The organism is Streptomyces sp. AgN23, from assembly GCF_001598115.1.
Classification (GTDB): Bacteria; Actinomycetota; Actinomycetes; order Streptomycetales; family Streptomycetaceae; genus Streptomyces; species Streptomyces antimycoticus.
In genome coordinates this window covers 4,493,907-4,511,121 of record NZ_CP007153.1, presented here as the reverse complement: position 1 = coordinate 4,511,121, position 17,215 = coordinate 4,493,907, and the positions used below count along the sequence as shown (strand labels likewise).

12 protein-coding genes are annotated in these 17,215 nt (G+C 73.2%); 2 read left to right on the top strand and 10 right to left on the bottom strand.

Annotation, left to right across the window (positions count from 1 at the left end; translation table 11 throughout):
• Window positions 1-8: 8 nt before the first annotated feature.
• On the bottom strand, window positions 9-2,504 hold the full coding sequence (locus AS97_RS19395) for a bifunctional glycosyltransferase family 2 protein/CDP-glycerol:glycerophosphate glycerophosphotransferase (RefSeq protein WP_247204425.1): 2,496 nt from the start codon (window positions 2,502-2,504) through the stop codon (window positions 9-11).
• 293 nt (window positions 2,505-2,797) lie between these two features.
• Here AS97_RS19395 and AS97_RS19390 point away from each other — a divergent pair, with 293 nt between their 5' ends.
• Together AS97_RS19390 and AS97_RS19385 are read left to right on the top strand one after the other, a co-directional pair.
• Window positions 2,798-3,322: a hypothetical protein gene (locus AS97_RS19390; protein ID WP_210565355.1), complete on the top strand. Its 525-nt coding sequence runs from the start codon at window positions 2,798-2,800 to the stop codon at window positions 3,320-3,322.
• Window positions 3,309-3,629, top strand: a complete 321-nt coding sequence (locus tag AS97_RS19385; protein WP_059144552.1) for a transcriptional regulator — start codon at window positions 3,309-3,311, stop codon at window positions 3,627-3,629. The genes AS97_RS19390 and AS97_RS19385 overlap by 14 nt, the downstream gene beginning before the upstream one ends.
• Window positions 3,630-3,884: 255 nt before the next feature.
• Here the strand turns inward: AS97_RS19385 and AS97_RS19380 are convergent, their stop codons facing one another.
• The 9 genes from AS97_RS19380 to AS97_RS19340 form a co-directional block, all read right to left on the bottom strand.
• Window positions 3,885-4,427 carry a DUF4232 domain-containing protein gene (locus tag AS97_RS19380; RefSeq protein WP_210565354.1) on the bottom strand — a complete coding sequence of 181 codons (543 nt, stop codon included), beginning with the start codon at window positions 4,425-4,427 and terminating at the stop codon, window positions 3,885-3,887.
• 301 nt (window positions 4,428-4,728) lie between these two features.
• Window positions 4,729-5,142, bottom strand: coding sequence for a Dabb family protein (locus tag AS97_RS19375; RefSeq protein ID WP_086709670.1), 414 nt, complete (start codon window positions 5,140-5,142; stop codon window positions 4,729-4,731).
• A gap of 36 nt (window positions 5,143-5,178) precedes the next feature.
• Window positions 5,179-5,790 carry an ABC transporter permease gene (locus AS97_RS19370; protein WP_107119242.1) on the bottom strand — a complete coding sequence of 204 codons (612 nt, stop codon included), beginning with the start codon at window positions 5,788-5,790 and terminating at the stop codon, window positions 5,179-5,181.
• Between the two features lie 249 nt (window positions 5,791-6,039).
• Window positions 6,040-7,083, bottom strand: coding sequence for a medium chain dehydrogenase/reductase family protein (locus AS97_RS19365; RefSeq protein ID WP_210565353.1), 1,044 nt, complete (start codon window positions 7,081-7,083; stop codon window positions 6,040-6,042).
• Between the two features lie 288 nt (window positions 7,084-7,371).
• Window positions 7,372-8,031, bottom strand: coding sequence for a TetR/AcrR family transcriptional regulator (locus AS97_RS19360; protein ID WP_210565352.1), 660 nt, complete (start codon window positions 8,029-8,031; stop codon window positions 7,372-7,374).
• A 237-nt stretch (window positions 8,032-8,268) separates the two neighbouring features.
• Window positions 8,269-9,150 carry a carbohydrate ABC transporter permease gene (locus AS97_RS19355; protein ID WP_059144547.1) on the bottom strand — a complete coding sequence of 294 codons (882 nt, stop codon included), beginning with the start codon at window positions 9,148-9,150 and terminating at the stop codon, window positions 8,269-8,271.
• Window positions 9,147-10,520, bottom strand: coding sequence for a sugar ABC transporter permease (locus tag AS97_RS19350; RefSeq protein ID WP_210565351.1), 1,374 nt, complete (start codon window positions 10,518-10,520; stop codon window positions 9,147-9,149). Before AS97_RS19350 ends, AS97_RS19355 begins: the two co-directional genes overlap by 4 nt.
• 24 nt (window positions 10,521-10,544) lie before the next feature.
• Window positions 10,545-11,903, bottom strand: a complete 1,359-nt coding sequence (locus AS97_RS19345; protein ID WP_059144545.1) for an extracellular solute-binding protein — start codon at window positions 11,901-11,903, stop codon at window positions 10,545-10,547.
• A 288-nt stretch (window positions 11,904-12,191) separates the two neighbouring features.
• The gene (locus AS97_RS19340; protein WP_247204424.1) at window positions 12,192-17,066 is read right to left on the bottom strand and encodes an FtsK/SpoIIIE domain-containing protein; all 4,875 of its coding nucleotides are present in this window, start codon (window positions 17,064-17,066) and stop codon (window positions 12,192-12,194) included.
• Window positions 17,067-17,215: the final 149 nt, after the last annotated feature.

The window sequence follows — 17,215 nt, the reverse complement described above, 5'->3', positions numbered from 1 at the left end:
GGCGGGGGCTAGTGGGGGCGGCTCCGGTGGGGGAGTGAGGCGGTGGGAGCGGTGGCGGGAGTGGCGACCGGTGAGGCGGTCGGCGGGGCGGCTGGTGCGGCGGCCGGTGCGGCGCACACCACCCCGGCCCGCCGCGCCGTCCGGGGCTCGGCGGGCCGGTCGGGACGGGCAGCACTGGCAGGACCGGCAGCACCGGCAGGACCGGCGGGACCGGCGGGAACGTTCGGGAGGGCGCGGACGGCGGCGGGGGCGGGGCGGCGCTCGGCGAGCGGGACGACGGGCGGCAGCAGCGCGTGGCGCTCGCCGAGGAACACCCGGCGCACCACGCGTTCGGCCGCCCGCCCGTCGTCGTACGGACAGAAGCGGGCCCGGAACGCGGCGCGCAGCGCGGCCGAGCGCGGACCGCACCAGGCGCCTCCGGCGAAGAGGGCGATCAGCTCGTCCTCGGTGCGGGAGACCGGGCCGGGCGGGGCGGCGGTGATGTCGAAGTAGGCGCCGCGGGCGGCGCGATAGGCGTCCCAGTCGTCGGCGTGGATGACGATGGGGCGGTCGAGATTGGCGTAGTCGAACATGAGGGACGAGTAGTCGGTGAGCAGCGCGTCGGCCGCCAGGCACAGCTCCTCCACCCGGCCGTGCCCGGAGACGTCGAGCACCTGGCCGTGTCCCGGGACGTCGAGCACCTGCCCGTGCCCGGAGACGTCGAGCACCCGCCCGGTGGGGCTCGCCGCGCCCGTGGCCGGGGCATGGAAGTAGTGCGTCCTGACCAGCAGGGTGAACCCGGGACCCAGCGCGCGGGCCACCCGCTCCAGATCCAGCCGTGGCACATGGCGGCGCTGGTAGTCGCGGTGGGTCGGCGCGTACAGCACGGCGACGGTACCGGCGGGAATGCCCAGCCGGGCGCGCAGCCGGGCCACCTCGTCCTCGGTGGCGCGCTGGAAGACGTCGTTGCGCGGGGCGCCGTAGGGGAGCGTGGTGTAGCCGGAGGGGTAGACCCGCTCCCAGACCAGGGTGGTGTGGCGGTTGGCGGAGAGGCTGTAGTCCCAGCGGTCCACCCGCTCCATCAGCTTGCCGAAGTCCATGCCGCGGGCGGCGGCCGGGCGGTCCCGCAGATCCAGGCCCATGTGCTTGAGCGGGGTGCCGTGATGGGTCTGGAGATGGATCTGACCGGGCCGTTTACGCATCCCCTGGGTGAAGTTGACGTTGTTGACGAGGAAGCGGGCGCGGGCCAGCGCCGTCCAGTACGCGGCCGAGCCGGGATGCAGCCGCAGCACGCCGGGCGGCAGGGTGTGCGCGTACTCGGGGGTGGTGATCCAGGCGGTGCGCACCCCCGGCGCCAGTTCACGCACCTTCGCCTCGATGGCCGCCGGATGGCAGGCGTAGCCCCGGTGCCAGTACGCGGCGAAGACGGCGAGCCCGGGATCGACGGGCCGGCACCGCTGCAGCCGGTAGTGCAGCCACAGCGCCGCCCGGCGGCCCCCCGCATATGCCGTACGGCCGCGGTCGGCGGTGCGGCGGCGCAGCCGGTCGGCGCCGCGCAGCAGCTCGTACGCCCGGCGGGCGCCCAGCCGCAGCAGCAGACCCCGCCACCGTGCGCGGCCGGGCGGGGTGGCCGCGCCGAGCGGCCGGTAGCGGCGGTGGTGCGCGCCCGCCCGGCGGAAGAACTCGGCCCGGGCCCGCACCGGCAGCCGTCCCGGCGCGGCGGCGATCACACCGAGGTGGTCGACCATCCGCTGGAACAGCGCCGGGCGCCAGTGGGCCAGCCCGGGCCGGGCGTCGAGAAACCGGAACACCCGGTCGTACTGCTCGAACACATCGAGGTGGCGACGGCTGGTGGTGCGCAGGATCCCGCCGCGCCGCCGCTGCCGGTAGTGGACGCACACCCGGTCCAGGACGGCGATGGACTCGGCGGCGAGCAGCACCGGGAAGGTCCAGGGGGTGTCCTCGTAGAAGCCGGGCGGAAAGGCGAAGCCCTCCTTACGGACGAAGTCCCGGCGGTACGCCTTGTTCCAGGCGACCATCAGCAGCCGCAGCAGCTCGGGCCGCTGATCGAGCCGGAAGACCTGGCGGACGCTTTCGGGATCCCCCTGCCGGAGCAGCTCGGCCCGGACGTTCCGCACGGCCTCGCCCGTCCAGTCCACGCGCGCGTAGTCGAAGACCAGCACCTGCGGCTCGCCGGTCCGCGCCAGCCGGTCGGCGATGGCGCGCAGCGAGCCGGGGGCGAGGGTGTCATCGCCGTCGAGGAAGAGCAGATAGTCGCCGGTGGCCCGGCGGATCCCGGCGTTCCGGGCCCGGCCGAGCCCCGCGTTCTCCGGCAGGTGCACGGGCCGCACCCGGGGGTCGCACGCCGCCGCCTCGTCGATGATCGCGCCGCAGGCGTCCGGGGAGTGATCGTCGACCGCGATCAGCTCGAGGTCCGTGAAGTCCTGCTCCAGCACGGACCGCAGACAGTCGTTCAGATACGGCTGGACCTCGTATGCGGGCACGATGACGCTGAACCGGGGCACGGCGCATCCCATCGGTCGACGCGGCAATGATGATTTCTCACACCATCATCTGAATGCCTGTCAGATGGGGCGGCGACGTGGCGGATCGCCCGCAAAAGCCCCCGTTCGGCCCAGCGTCCGACCGCTCCCATGGGCGCGCCCAGCCCCGGCGCCCTTCCGGGAGGCGGCTTTCCCGCCACCTCCCGTCCTCAGGACACGACTGTCCCGTCGGTTGACTGTTCCGCCGAGGGGAACTAGTTTCCATTCAGGAAACTGGTTCGGTTGAAGCATGCGCAAGCTCCTGGAGGTACCCCATGTCCGACCGTGTGACCCCGCCCACCGAGGCCGCCCGCGCACTGCGCGACATCGAGCGGCTCCGAGCCCAGGGCCGCGCCTCGGAGCAGGAGTCCCGCTGGGTCGGCGTCGTGTTCGGCCTCGCGCTCTTCGCCGAGCTGGCGGCACCCGACTTCTTCGGTGACGACGTGCGCTCCGGGGTCTCCCTGGCGGTCACCGCACTGATCGTGGCGTACGCGGTGATGCTGCGAACCCCGCGCGGCGGCGCCCTCCTGGGGCGGCCCACTCGCGTGCGCAGGAGTGAGATCTCCCCGCGTTTCGCACGGTCGGCCCAACTCACGATCGTCGCCGTCGTGCTGATCGGCTTCGTCGGCGCACCCTTCATGCCGGACCACCTGTTCCCGTACGCGGGGACGGTGGCGGGTGCGATGCTCGGCGCCACCCTCATCATCTTCGGCCGCAGTCTGCAGCGGGGGCTGAACTCCCTGGCGATGCGCGGCGACGGTAAGGACGGCATGAACGGTGTCGCCCATGGATCCCGCTGACTTCGACACCGCCCTGCTCGACCCGACGCGGCTGTCGATCGTGTCGCTGCTGGTGAGTGTGGAGTGGGCCGAGTTCGGATGGGTGCGCGAGACGGTGGGAATGTCGCCCTCCGCGCTCTCCAAGCAGGTCAGCACGCTCGAGACCCGGGGCTATGTCGAGGTGAAGAAGGGCTACGTGGGCAAGCGCCCCCGGACCTGGCTGGCCCTCACCCCGACCGGACGGGCCGCACTCGAAAGACATGTGGCGGCGCTGCACCGCGTCGTGGAGGAGGCGCAGCGGGCGGCCGCGGAGCGCCCCGACGCCTGACGGGCTCGCCCACCTGGGCGAGCCCGTCAGGCCGGCGCGGTGTCGGCCGCGATGAACTCCAGGGGATGGCCGATGCCGCCCTGCGCAACCGGCCGCTCACCTGAGACCTGAGACAGGCCGTGACGGGCCCTCACGCCCCATCACCGGCCGACGCGGACGTCGGCCGACGTCCGCGTCGGCCGGCGCGCCCGGAATGACGAGGCGGACCGGCCCCTGGCCGACTCAGGGACGGCGGTGAGGGGCTGTCCAGCTTGGTTACAGGCCGACCGGGTTGAGGTAGGTGCCGGGGTGGGTGGCGCCGTCCTGCTTGAGGATCTGGCCGCCGAACGGCCACTTCAGGGTGAAGTGCTTCGTCTCGTTCGGCGGGGTGACCAGGAACTTCGCCGGAACGAACTTCTCCTTCTGCGGCGTGGAAGCGGCCACCGGGAGCAGGTTGATGCTGAAGTCCGTCGTGTCTCCCGGCCCCAGGACCATCTTTTCGGGCGCCTTGGAGGAGCGTGCCAGCGACCAGGTGCCGTCAGTCCCCTGAGCGCCGATCATGTCGACACCGGCGAAGCCGGACAGGGTGCAGGTGCGCGTGCTCTTGTTGCTGAACCAGATGTGCGCCTGGGTTTGCCTCTCGGTCTGGTCCATCTCCGGCCTCGCGTCCTCCCCCATGGCGAAGCCGGCCTTCAGGTCGGCGGTGTGGCAGCGGGTCGGCGCGGCCTTGGCGGTGGCGGCCGAGGCCGGGATGGCCGTAGCGGCGGTGCCCGCGACGACGAGGGCCGCAAGGGCCACGGCGGTCAGCTTGTTCTTCATGAAGTTTGGGGATCCCCTCGGATACGAATCGGCGCGCGAAGTCAGTCGGCGCCTGCGCACCGGAAGATGCGCGGTGCCCCGGGGAGGTTCCGTGTACCGGAGAGCCTATTTCGGACAACCAGGCTCCCAAGTGTGTCCGTGCTGCGAGGACTTGTCCGGTGCGGGCCGTCGCGGCGCCGTGGGGGCGGACACCGCGACGGCGGCCAGGCAAAACGGGGGTACGTCACCGGGTCCGAATCGAGGGCCGCCATAGCGGATGGCGATCGATCGTCGCCGCCGGGGGAGGGGGCTCGGCCGCAGGTCAACCCCTGTGCCCGAGAGCGCTGCTGCCGGTGTGGGAGTCGAGGCCGGAGAGCAGCTCGGCGAGCCCGGGGTCGGCTTCGTAGTGCCGCTTCTGTAGCTCTGCGATCTTGGCTCCCAGTTCTGGGTGGGGGGTGTCGGAGATGTCGAAGCTCTCGAACCTTTCGATCAGAGGGAAGGCGACCCGTTCCGATGTCAGGTGCACCGGGTGGATGAGGTACTCCCAGTACGCGTCCAGATCTTCCAGGGCGAACACCGCGCTCCAGTCGAAGTCGCTGTGGTATTCGCGGCCGAAGATGAACGATTTCACTGCGGGGATGGTCCGGCCCTGGTCCTTGAGGCAGTCCAGCGCCTCGTCGATCTGCTGGGAGGTGATGCCTTCCCTGAGCTTCATGCGGATGCCGTGGTAGATCATCGGGTTCTCCTTGCGGTGGTGCGTGAAGGCGGGTGGTCAGCGGAGGCCGAGGCGGCGGCGTTCGAGGGCGGTGGCGACGGCGTAGGCGCCGCCGCCGGCGATGGCGAGGACCCAGTAGAGGCCGGGGGTGCCGAGGAAGAGCGCGGCGGTGGAGGTCAGCGCGAGCCAGACGCCGAGACCGTAGTGCAGGACGTTGCGGCGTGCGGCGCCTTCGCTGACGTAGATCAGGCCGACAATGAGGCCGGATCCGGTGGGCCAGAGCATGGACTGGAGGTCGGGCGTATCGACGGCGGACGACAGGCCGGTGATGGCGAGGAACAGGGCGGCGAAGCCGATGAGCCAGGAGGCGCCGAGCAGTTTGCCGGACACGAGGTCCGGCCCCGTGGCGCCGCGTTGGGCGCGCAGGGCGGCGCGGGTGGCTTGGATGGTGCCGACCGCGAGTCCGGCGCCGAGGAGCGCCATGGGCAGCCAGGCGGGCAGATCGAGCAGCGGGCTGGTGCCCTTGGAGAGTGCGGCCGAGCCGTGCCCGAATACGTAGGCGAGTCCGAAGCCGATGTAGGCCGCGCGGTTGTCGACCTCGATCGGTGAGCGCGTCGCAGTGGCGGTGCTGGGGCCGGTGACCTGGGGGGCGGCGATCGTGAGGGGCATGACGGAACCTCCGAGGCAGTGGGGTGAACTGACGAGACGGACGGACCGGCAGAGGTGGCCGAGAGTCGGCACGGGTACGTACGTGGTCCGGGAAGCTGCCCGGGTACCGGGCTGAGTCGGTGGTGCGTGGCGGTGGGCCGCCGGATGTCGCGCGGCAGTCGGTGGTGCGTTGCGGTGGCCGCGAGATGCCGCGCGGCATCAGCGCGTCCGCCGCCGTGGTCGGAGCCGTGCGGGCTCAGAACGCGTCGGTCAGGCCCCCGGGACGAGGATGACCTTGCCGATGACGGTGCGGGACTCGGCGAGCGCCAGCGCCGATGCGGCGTCGCGCAGCGGGATCTGGGCGGCGATCTGCGGCGTCAGGACGCCGTTGGCCACCAGGCGCAGCACCTCGGTGAGGTCCTGGGTCAGTCGGCGCTGCCACTCCGTCCGGCGGCGCCGGCCCGCCCAGAAGTTGTAGAAGTGCGCGCTCCTGCCGTTGGGCATCGAGTTCCACGCCACGAGCTGCGCGAACAGCTTCAGCACCGGCAGTTGCGAGCTGCCCTCTTCGTTCTTCGTCGCCGCGGTGCCGTACGAGACCAGGGTTCCGCCCCGGCGCAGCAGTCGCCACGACTGCGCCAGTCCGGGGCCGCCGACGTGGTCGAAGACCGCGTCGACGCCGTCCGGCGCGATCTCCCGGATCTGGTCGTACATGTCCGGGTCGTGGTAGTCGACCGGGATCGCGCCCAGTTCGCGCACGCTCGCGTGGTGCCGCGCCGAGGCGGTGCCGATCACCGTGATCCCGGCGTGCCGGGCCAACTGCGCGAGGATGGAGCCGACACCGCCGTTGGCGCCCAGCACCACCACGGTTCCGCCGGCGCGCACCTTGGCCATCCGGTGCAGCATCTGCCAGGCGGTGATCCCGTTGACGACCACGGTCTCCGCGGTGGCCGCGTCCATGCCGTCCGGCACCGGCGTCAGTTCCGCGGCGTCGATCAGCAGATGACTGGCCCATGCGCCGACCTTGGTGACCGCGGCGAACCGGCGTCCGGTCAGCTCGGCGTCCACGCCGGGCCCCGTCGCGGTGACGGTGCCCACCACGTCGTACCCGGGCACGAAGGGGAACGCTGGCTGGTCGTAGTACTTGCCGCGGCGCATCTGCTGCTCGGCGAAGCTGACTCCGGTCGCGTCCATCCGCAGGAGGACCTGGCCCTTGTCGGGAGCGGGAAGGTCGCGGGTCCGGACCTCCAGGCCGCTCGGCTCGACCGCGCCGGGCAGGACGATCTCGGTGGCGCGGATGGCGACCGGCGTGCTCATGGGGGCTCCTTGAGGCTTCGACTGTGTGCTTACGGACGTAAGGCTACGCATGTAAGTTGAGTGCGACAAGGGGCTGTGACGATAAACTTCGCGCTGTAAGGTTACGGAGTGGAGGGGGTCGGTGCGGCCCGATGGCCCCGAATGGCGACAAGCCTGTGTGACCCCGGGCGCCGTGCGGGGCGGGGTGCTGTCGCCGACGGCGCGTCCGTCGTCCCTGGCGGGTGTGCGGGGTGTGCGGGGTGTGTGAGGTGCCCGGAGGTGGCGATCAGGTGTTGCCCGGGGCGGTGATCAGGCGTCTTTGAGGCAGGTGATCCTGGCGATGATGGAGTCGGCGATGCTCTCCTCGGACCAGGGGAAGGCCCGGATGACGGCACGCTGGTGCGCGAGGCCGTGCAGGCTGAGCCACAGCGTGATCGCGTCGAGCCCCGGGTCGCTGATGGCGCACTGGCCCGCGGCGGCGCAGTCCGTGAGTACGTCGACGAGTACCTGTATGGCCGTCGAGCCGAGGCTGACAAGGTCTTCCTCGGTCAGGGAGTTGTCGCCCAGGGTCGGCATCCAGAGGCCGCCGAACATCGTGCGGTAGCGCTCGGGGTGGCTCTTCGCGAAGGCGAGGTAGGACCGGCAGACGGCGTATAGCTGGCCTCGTGGGTCGTCACCGGCCTCCTGCGCGACGGAGCGCAGGAGGGTTTCCAGTTCGGCGAATTCCCGCTGTACGACGGCCAGCATGATGGCCGGCTGGTCGGGGAAGTGCGGGTAGATCGACGGGGCGGCGATGCCCACCTTGCGGGCGACCGACCGCAAGGTGATGGCGTGTTCGTCGCCGGTCTCGTCGAGCAGTGCCGCGGCGGCGGAGATGATGTCCTCGCGCAGGCGGCTGCCCTCGCCGCGGCGGTTGCGCGCGCGTGCCCGTTTCGGTGCGGCCGGGCCTGCCGCGCTGGTCTTCTCCACTCCGTAACCTTACACCCCGAAGTTTATTGGCGTTCTCATCAAGGCGCCTCTGACGACGGTCTGGCGTCTGCACACGGATATCGACAACTGGGCGAGCTGGACCGGAGATCACCCCGGCGCGGAAGACGCCGCCGGGGCCGCTGCGGCCGGGTTCGTCCTTCGAATGGTCACTGCAGAACATGAAGGTCAGGCGGCCCGGCACCCCCTGGGTGCCGGGCCGCCCGTCGTTCGGGGGCGTTACTTCACCGCGCCCGCCATCACTCCCGCCACGAACTGCCGCTGGAAGGCGAAGAAGACCGCCAGCGGGATGAGCATCGAGACGAAGGCGCCCGGGCCGAGGATGTCGATGTTGTTGCCGAACTGCCGGACCTGCTGCTGCAGGGCGACCGTGATCGGCGGGTTGCCGCTGTCCGCGAAGATCAGGGCGACCAGCATGTCGTTCCAGACCCACAGGAACTGGAAGATGCCCAGCGAGGCGATGGCCGGGCCGCCCAGCGGCATCACGACGCGCAGGAACAGGCGCAGTTCGCCCGCGCCGTCCAGGCGGGCCGCCTCCAGCAGTTCGCGGGGGATCTCCGCGAAGAAGTTCCGCAGCAGGAAGATCGCGAAGGGGAGACCGAAGGCGGTGTGGAAGAGGACCACGCCCGTGGTGGTCTGGAAGATGCCGATCTCGCCGAAGAGCTTGGCCACCGGGATCAGCGCGACCTGGACCGGGACGACCAGCAGGCCGACCACGATGAGGAACCACCAGTCGCGGCCGGGGAAGTCCATCCAGGCGAAGGCGTAACCGGCCAGGGCGCCGATCACCACGACCAGCAGCGTCGCCGGGACAGTGATCGCGAGCGTGGTCCACAGCGAGTCGGTGATCTGCTGATTGCCGAGGATCTCGTCATAGCCGCTGAAGGTGAGCTGTCCGGGGTCGGTGAAGACCTTCCACCAGCCCGAGAGGTCCACCTCGGCCGGGTCCCGCAGGGAGGACAGCAGCAGTCCGGCGGTCGGCATCAGCCACAGCAGGCCGATCAGGAGGAGGACGACCCGCATCACCCCGCCGCCGGCGCGGGCCGCGATCCGCGCGACCAGGGACTGCTTCGCCTGTACGACCGTGTCCGCGCTGGTCATCGGCGGCTCTCCCTTCGGATCCGGCGGATGTTGATGAACATGATGGGCAGCACGAGCAACAGCAGCAGCACGGCGATGGCGCTGCCGAGGCCCTGGTTGACGTCGGTGCCGAAGGACGACTGGAAGAGCTGGAGCGCCAGCACATTGGCGTCGTCTTGCGAGGGGCCCGGCGCGATGATGTACACCAGGTCGAAGATCTTCATCACGTTGATCATCAGTGTGACGACGACGACCGAGAGCACCGGCGCCAGCATCGGCACCGTGATCCGCCGGAAGACCTGCCACTCGGTGGCGCCGTCCATCCGCGCGGCCTCCATCAGCTCACGCGGCACCCCCGCGAGCCCTGCCGCGATCAGCACCATCGCGAAACCGGCCCAGATCCAGACGTACGCCCCGATGATGGCCGGGGTGACGATGGACGGGCCGAGCCAGTCCACGCCGTTGTACGGCTGGGCGAAGTTCCAGGCGGGCAGCCGCAGTTGAGCGCCCTCGGCCTTGGCCGGGAGGGTGTACGTACCGTCTGCCGCCGAGGTCGTCCGGGCGACGACCTTGCCGTCCTTGACCGCCTCGATCTTGAGGTCGGCCATCGCCTTCTCGCCCTTGTCGATGGTGCCCTGCTCGCCTCCGCCGCCCCGGGTGAAGTCGAACCAGACGGTGCCGGTCACCTTCCCCGGCTCGGCCTTGGCGGCCTTGGCGTCCTGCGCGTCGCTGATGTCCCCGCGCTTGGCCGCGACCAGCGGCAGCGAGGTGGGGGTGCCGGCGCGGACGGCGTCCTTGGTGGTGAACGAGCCGCCCGACGCCTCGGTCAGCCCGGCGGTGGGACGCGGATGGGCGCCGGGGAACGGCGGAGACTCGCTGAAGGAGTCATGCACGCTCACCCACATGGCGTTGGCCACGCCCTTGTCCGGGTCCTGCTCATAGACCAGCCGGAAGATGATGCCCGCCGCCAGCATCGAGATCGCCATCGGCATGAAGACGACCAGCTTGAAGGCGGTGGCCCAGCGCACCCGCTCGGTGAGCACGGCGAAGATCAGGCCCAGCGCGGTGGAGACGGTGGGGGCCAGGATCAGCCAGATGATGTTGTTCTTGATCGCCGTCTTGGTGGCGTCGTCGGAGAACATCTCCTGGTAGTTGTCCAGGCCGACGAAGCCATTGCCCGAGGCGTCGAAGAAGCTCCGGTAGACGGAGTAGCCGATCGGATAGACGACGAGGGCCCCGAGCAGCACCAGGGCGGGCAGCAGGAACACCGCCGCCAGCCAGGGGCGGGTGCCCATGACGCTTTTCTTCTTTTTGGCGCCCGGACGCTGTGCCGGTGGGGCGGACGATGCCCGGCCAGGTGTGGCCGCGCCGTCCGCTGTCGCGGTCGACATGATGTGGTTCTCCCGGTCGAGTGGTCAGTTCTTGTACGCCTTGGCGGCATCCGCTTCGAGCTGGCGCTGGATGCCTTCGACATTCCCCGGGTTCTTGAGGAAGTCCTGGAGCGCTTTCCATTCGCCCTGGGCCGGCTTGCCACCGAAGGAGGCGGGAGCCTGGTCGGACATGTCGAACCGGAAGTCATTGCCCGCCGCGATCAGCGCTTGTGCGATCTTGCGCATCGAGGCATTGGGATAGGCGCTGAACTTGACGTTTTTGTTCGCCGAGATGAATCCGCCGGACTGGGCCCAGATCGTCCCGGCATCCGGAGAGGCGAGGAAGGTGAGCAGCGCCTGCGCCGCCTTGCTGTTCTTCAGCGCCACGCCGACGTCGCCACCGGTCACCACCGGCGCGTCCGCGCCCACCGCCGGGAACGGGAACACCTTCGCGTCCTGGTCCAGCTCCGCGCCCGCGTCGGCGACGTTGGCGGCGACGAAGTCGGCCTCGAAGACCATGCCCGCGTCCGGCTCCGCCTTGTTGCCGAACGCCTTGGTGACCGAGTCCGGGAACGCGGTCTGGAGCGCGCCGCTCCGGCCGCCCGCGACCAGGCCCTTGGTGCCCCACAGCTCGGCGAGCGTCTCGAGCGCCTTCTTCACCGACGGATCGGTCCACTTGATCTTGTGCTGGGCGAGCTGGTCGTACTTCTCCGGGCCCGCCTGGGAGAGATAGACGTTCTCGAACCAGTCGGTGAGCGTCCAGCCGTCCTGGCCGCCGATCGCGACCGCGTCGGTGCCGGAGTCGGAGATCAACTGGGCCTGCGCCAGGAATTCCTGCCAGGTCTTCGGCACCTTCGCGCCCGCGTAGTCGAACGCGGAGGTGTTGTACCAGAGCAGGGACTTGTTGCTGGTCTTGAAATACACCCCGTAGGGCTTGCCCTCGTACGAGCCGAGGTCCTGCCAGCCCTTGGCGTAGTTCTTGGCCAGCTCGGCACTGGCTTCGGCGCCGAGCGGCTTGGCCCAGCCCTTCTGGGCGAACTCGCGCATCACGCCGACCTGTCCGACCATCGCGACATCCGGCGGGGCGCCACCCGCGACCTTCGAGCCGACGAAGCCCGCCATGTCGTCACCGCTGGGCACGAAGGAGACCTTGGCGCCGGTGCGTTTCTCGAACTCCTTCAGCACCTTGGTGAAGTTCTCTTGTTCGGTGCCCGTCCATACCGCGGTGACCTGGAGTTTCTGCCCCTTGAGATTCGGCAGCTTCACGGTGTTCGGCGGCGGACCGCCGCTCACCGTGTCTCCGTCGTCACCGCCGCAGCCCGCGGCGGTGAGCATGAGTGCTCCCGCCGCCAGCAGGGCCACCGCAGCTCGTGTCGAACGCTTCGCAGGAAGCGATACGTGCATCCCCGTGTTCCCTCCGATGCCGACCGCCCCCGTGCGGCCGTGTCCCGTGCGAGTAGTCCTACGCCCGGTCACCGAACGTGGCAATACTGCGTCCGGCGTTCACTCACGGATCGTGACCGGGCCGTGATGAACGATCGTCAGAGAACGGGGCAGGTGGGTCAGACGGGAGGTTGGGCAGAACGGTTCGGAAAGCCGGTCAGGAACGGCGGGATCGCCCGGGAACGGTCAGGAAACGGGCAGGGCGTGGCCTGCGGTGGGCATTGGCGGCCGGCGGGCGATCAGGGGCGGTCAGATCAGCGCGGGTGCGGTGGGCGCGTCGGCCGACTGCGCGGCGCGCTGCAGCGCACTGGCGAGAAGTGCGAGGTCGGTGGGGCCGTTTCCCAGCTCGCGCAGCGGCCGGCGGGCGGGCGGATCGCCCATCCGCCGCCATTCCAGCGGCACGACGGTGGGCCGCTGCGTGGCGGTGCGCGGTATCCGTCCGGTCACCCGGCCCGCCTGAAACGGGGTCCCTCCGGCGTCCTCCGGGCGGAACAGCCGCCCACGGCCCGGGGCCGGGTCGCCGCCCGGGGCGGCCGCGGCCGTGGCCGCGGGGGTGGGTGTGACCGAGCGTGGCGATGCGGCGGGGGCTGTATCGGGCCGTTCGGCCTCCCCGTGGCGGGCGGGGTGTGCGGGGTTCAGCGGGCGCGGGTCCAGAACGATCCGGAGTCCGGCCCGCTCGACGACCACCGTGTCCGCCGTACGGTCCGGGCGGCCGGACGCCACGACCAGATGCACCCCGAGGCGGGCGCCGTCGCGGGCGATCGCCTCCAGGGCGCGGACGACCGAACCGGCCGCCGGGCGGCCGGGGCTGCCCAGGGCCGGGGCCACCAGCGCGTCGAAGTCGTCGACGAGCACGACGAGACGGGGGAGGAAGGGGCGGGAGCGGCTTGCTGCCGCGTCCGCGGTGCGCCGAGTGCGCAGATTGAGCGTGTGGAGGGTGTCGCTGGGCGGCGGGTCGATATCGCCGGGCGGGCGGGGCGCGACGACGCGGGCCGAACCGGCGCCGGGCGCGCCAGGGGTGCCGCCCGGGTCGGCGGCGCCGTCACTCCGGCCGTCGCCCTCGCCATCGCCGTGGTGGGGCCGGGCGTGCCAGGCGGGGAAGTCCAGCCGGTCCAGCAACTCGGCGCGGCGCTTGAGCTCCGAGCTGAGTGCCTGCGCGAACTCCCGCATCCGTACCGGGTCGGTGGCCGCCAGATGCGTCGAGACATGCGGCAGATCCGTGCACACCCGCAGCCCCTCGCCCGCTCCGGCCCCGGCGCCGGCTCCGTCGATGAGAATGAGCTCTAGGCGGTCCGGCCGTTCGGCGGCCGCGAGCGACGCGGCGAACGAGCGCAGCAGCTCCGTCTTACCGGTGCCCGCCGTGCCGTCGATCAGCGCGTGCGGACCGTCGGCGGCCAGATCGACCGCGAGCGCGCCGCGCGGCCCGGCGCCGAGCACCGCCAGCGCCCGGCCGCCCGCCGGGACCTCGTCCGCCGCGGCGGCCCAACGGGCCAGCAGCGACGCGGGCGTGGCCCGCGCCAGGCCCAACTCGTCCAGCAGCCGCGCCGAGTCCGGCAGCGGAACGGCCGGCGGGCCATCGGGGCCGCCGAACGCGCCGCCCTGCGCGGAGGCGGCCGGGCGCAGGGGCGCGAGCGCCCGCGCGAACCGCTCGGCCCACGCCGCCGACACGGCGTCCACGGTGACGGTCGTGGTGGCGCCGGTGGCGCCGGTGATCCCGGAGACGCCAGTGACCCCGGCGATGCCGGACGTGGCTCCGTCCCCGTCCGCATGGACGATCTGCAGCCCCGTGGCCACGTCGCCGCTCAGCACGGCCGCCACCCCGGAGGCCGCGAAGGCCGCGGACGCGGCACACGCGGCCTCGTAGCTCATCGGCAGCGGGGACAAGGGCGACGCGGCGGGCGCCTCGGTCAGGCAGAGCAGATGGATCCCGGCCGCCGAGCCGCTCACCGCCAGCCGGGCGAGCGTGTCGTGCAGCGCGGCCGGACCGGGGGCGCCGTCCACGACCACCACGGTGCGCGGCCCGACGTGGCGCGCCGCCGCGGCCGCCGCGGCGGCGGGGGAGGCGCTCGCCCAGCCGGGGCCCAGCGGCCCGTCCTCCAGCCGCCGGGTCAGCTCGTCCGTACGGGCCGTGGCCTGTTCGCCGTCATACGCGAGCAGCAGGCGGCAGTCCTGGCCGCGCATCGGCTGGAGCTGGGGCAGCCAGCCGAGCCACGACCACTCCGCGAGTCGTTCCTCGCCGCTGATCAGCACGATCTCCAGCGCGGCCGGTGAGTGCAGGGCCGCCAACTGCGCCACGACGGACCGGGCGAGCCCCGCCACCCGCGCCCGTGGCCCCGCCAGCCCCAGCGAGCCGCACTGCCGCAGATCGACGGTCACGGGCGCGGCGACGAGCAGCCCGCCGTCGGCCGCCAGCTGGTCGGCCGAGCCGAGACGCACGGTGAGCGCGTCCGGATGTCCTTGGGTGCGCTCCCACAACCGGGAGCCGGGCCCCAACGCCGTCATCAACACGGTGGCCGGATCCGGCCACCGCCGCTGCAGCACCTCTGCCTCCGCGGCCGCCCGCTCCGCCGCGCCCCGCCCGCCCCCGTCCTCCCGCGCCCCGCCCCGCTCGGCCGCCTTCCCCCCGGCCAACTGCCGCACCCAGGCCCCTATCCCGCGCCGCCGCGCCTGCGCCCCCGGCGCGTCCAGCGCATAGGCCCCGGCATGCGTACGGTCGCCCGTCCCCCGCCGCCCGGCGCCGCCGGCCCCGGAGCCCCCGGCCCGCGGCCGCCCGGTGTCGGCCGAGCGGTCGCCCGGGTCGCGTCCGCCGTGCGGCCCGGCGCCCGGCCGGCCGCCGGGGTAGGGGCTGCGCTGTCCGGAAGCGGCTGATGGGCCGTCATGCAGCGCTCCCTGGTGGCCCGCGTCGGCGGGCTGTCCGCCGGTGGCGGAGGGTCCCTCGTCGTACGGCTGCCCGCCGCGCCGGGGGGCGCTGTGACCCGTGCCCGGACCCGGCTGCCGCCCGGAGTCGGCGTCACCGTCGTGGTGGCGGCTGTGATCTGCGTCCGCGCCGCCGTAGGGCGAGCCGCCGGGGCTCGCGTCGGCGGGCTGGTTGCCGACGGACCAGGGCCGCTGGGGGCGTCGGCCGCCTCCGTCCGTGTCGCCGCGCCCTTGGCCGTACGGCTGCCCGCCGCCCGGGGCGGCGCCGTAACCCGCGTCGCCATCGCCCTGCCGACCGCGGCCCGCGCCCGCGCCCGCACCGCCGTACGGCGAGTCGCCGTAACCCGCGTCGCCGGGAGCCGCGCCGTGGCCTGTGCGGCGAGGGTCGGCCGGGCGGTCGGCCGGGCGGTCGGCCGGGCCGTGCCCGCCGCGCGGCACCGGCCGGCCGCCGGGGTACGCACGCTCGGGGGCTTCGCCGCGCGGCCCCGGCCGGCCGCCGGGGTACGCACGCTCGGGGGCTTCGCCGCGCCCTTGACCGTACGGCTGCCCGCCGCTGCCGCCCGCGCCGGGCCGGTCCTGGGCGGGCCGCTCGGGCTGCCCCGCCGGGCCGTGTCCGGCGGCTCCTGGTCGGGGGACGCGCTCGCCGCGTCGGGTGGGGGCGGTGGACGGGTCGTCGTACGGCTGGTCGGCGGGGGTCGGGGGGCCCTGCGGGCCCCGGCCGCGTCCGCCCGTTTCGCCGCGTCCTTCGCCACGCGGCCGCTCACCCCGTCGACCGGCGCCCGCGGCGCCGTAAGGAGAGCCGCCCGGGTTCACCGAGCCGTCGCCGGCCGGCCGGCGGTCAGCCCGCCCGTCCTGGTCCTCGTGGCCGGACCCGCGACCGCCTGCCCCGCCTCGGGCTCCGCCGACGGCCCCCTCGCCGGGGTGCCATCCGTCGTTCCGGTGGCCGTGGCCGCCCGTGCCGCCCTGGGTCCCGGCGCCTGTGTCGTGGGCTCCGGCGGCTCCCGAGCCGGGGCCCCGGCTGTCGTCGTTCCGGTGGCCTTGGCCGCCTGCCCCGCCCCGGGTCCCGGCGCCCGTGTCGTGGGCTCCGGCGGCTCCCGAGCCGGGGCCCCGGCTGTCGTCGTTCCGGTGGCCTTGGCCGCCTGCCCCGCCCCGGGTCCCGGCGCCTGTGTCGTGGGCTCCGGCGGCTCCCGAGTCGCGCCCCCCGGCGGTCCCCGTGCCCGGGCCCCAGCCCTCCTCGCCCCCGCGGGGGTCCCGCGCCCCGGTGCCCGCGCCCTCCCCGCGCGCGCCGGACGCCGCGTGAGGCTCGTCACCGGGCCGGGTGACCCGCGTCCAGCCGGTGCCCGGGCGGTGGTCCGGGGGCGTCCAGGTGCCCTCGGCGGAGCGGGTGGGGGCGGACTGGGGGGCGCCGGTCCAGGGGCCCTCCGCGTGGGTGGGGTGGTCACCGGCGGGCGTGACGCGGAGGTGGCCCTCCCCGTCCGCGTGGACCGGAAGGCGCGAGGGGGCCGACGGGAACGCGGAATCCGCGGAGGGGACGCGCAGCCGCAGGGCGGACTCGCCGATCCGCAGCAGCGCCCCCGGCTCCAGCGGCACCGGATGGGTGCCCACGGGGACGCCGTCGGCGGCGGTGCCGTTGGTCGAGCCGAGGTCGGCGATGGTCACGCGGCCGTCCTCGGCGACCGTGACCGCGCAGTGCAGCCGGGAGACGTCGGGGTCGTCCAGCGGAACGTCCGCGTCGGCGGAGCGGCCGATGCGGACCTGGCCGCCGTGGAGCAGATGGACGCCGCCCGCGTCGGGCCCCGCGACCACGTCCAGATGGACCGTGGCGTCGGCCACGGCGGTCTCGGGGAGGCCGGGATAGCCGGGGTAGTGGCCGGAGTCGGGGTCGGCCGGGGTGTGCAGGGAGAGCACCGCGCCGTCCACCAGCGGCGGCTCGCCCAGCGCGCAGCGCTGCGGGTCCAGCCGCTCACCGCCCGCGTACAGCACCACCGCGCCGCCGCCACTGCCGCCGCCCCCCGCCTCGTACCCGGCCGCGGCGACCGCGTCGGCGAGCCCGCTGGCCACCGAGGCGAGGGCCGTGCCGACAGGGGCGGTGACCAGCACGTCCACCGCGCCCATAAGGGCATGCGGCGCGGACGCGGGCGCAGGATGGTGGCCGGAACGGCCCGGGTGGGCGCTGCGCGGCCCGAGGACGGTCAGCCGAATCTGCATCGCCGTCAACGGTCCCTTCTGTCCGGGGGGCCGGGCAGGGGTGCCGACCCCCACCACCGCCCCCAGGCCCTTCGGCACGTACAGGTCCGTACGGGGTCGTACGGGTCACGGAGCGTGAGCCCCCAACCGCTCGGCGCTCCGTGCTGCCT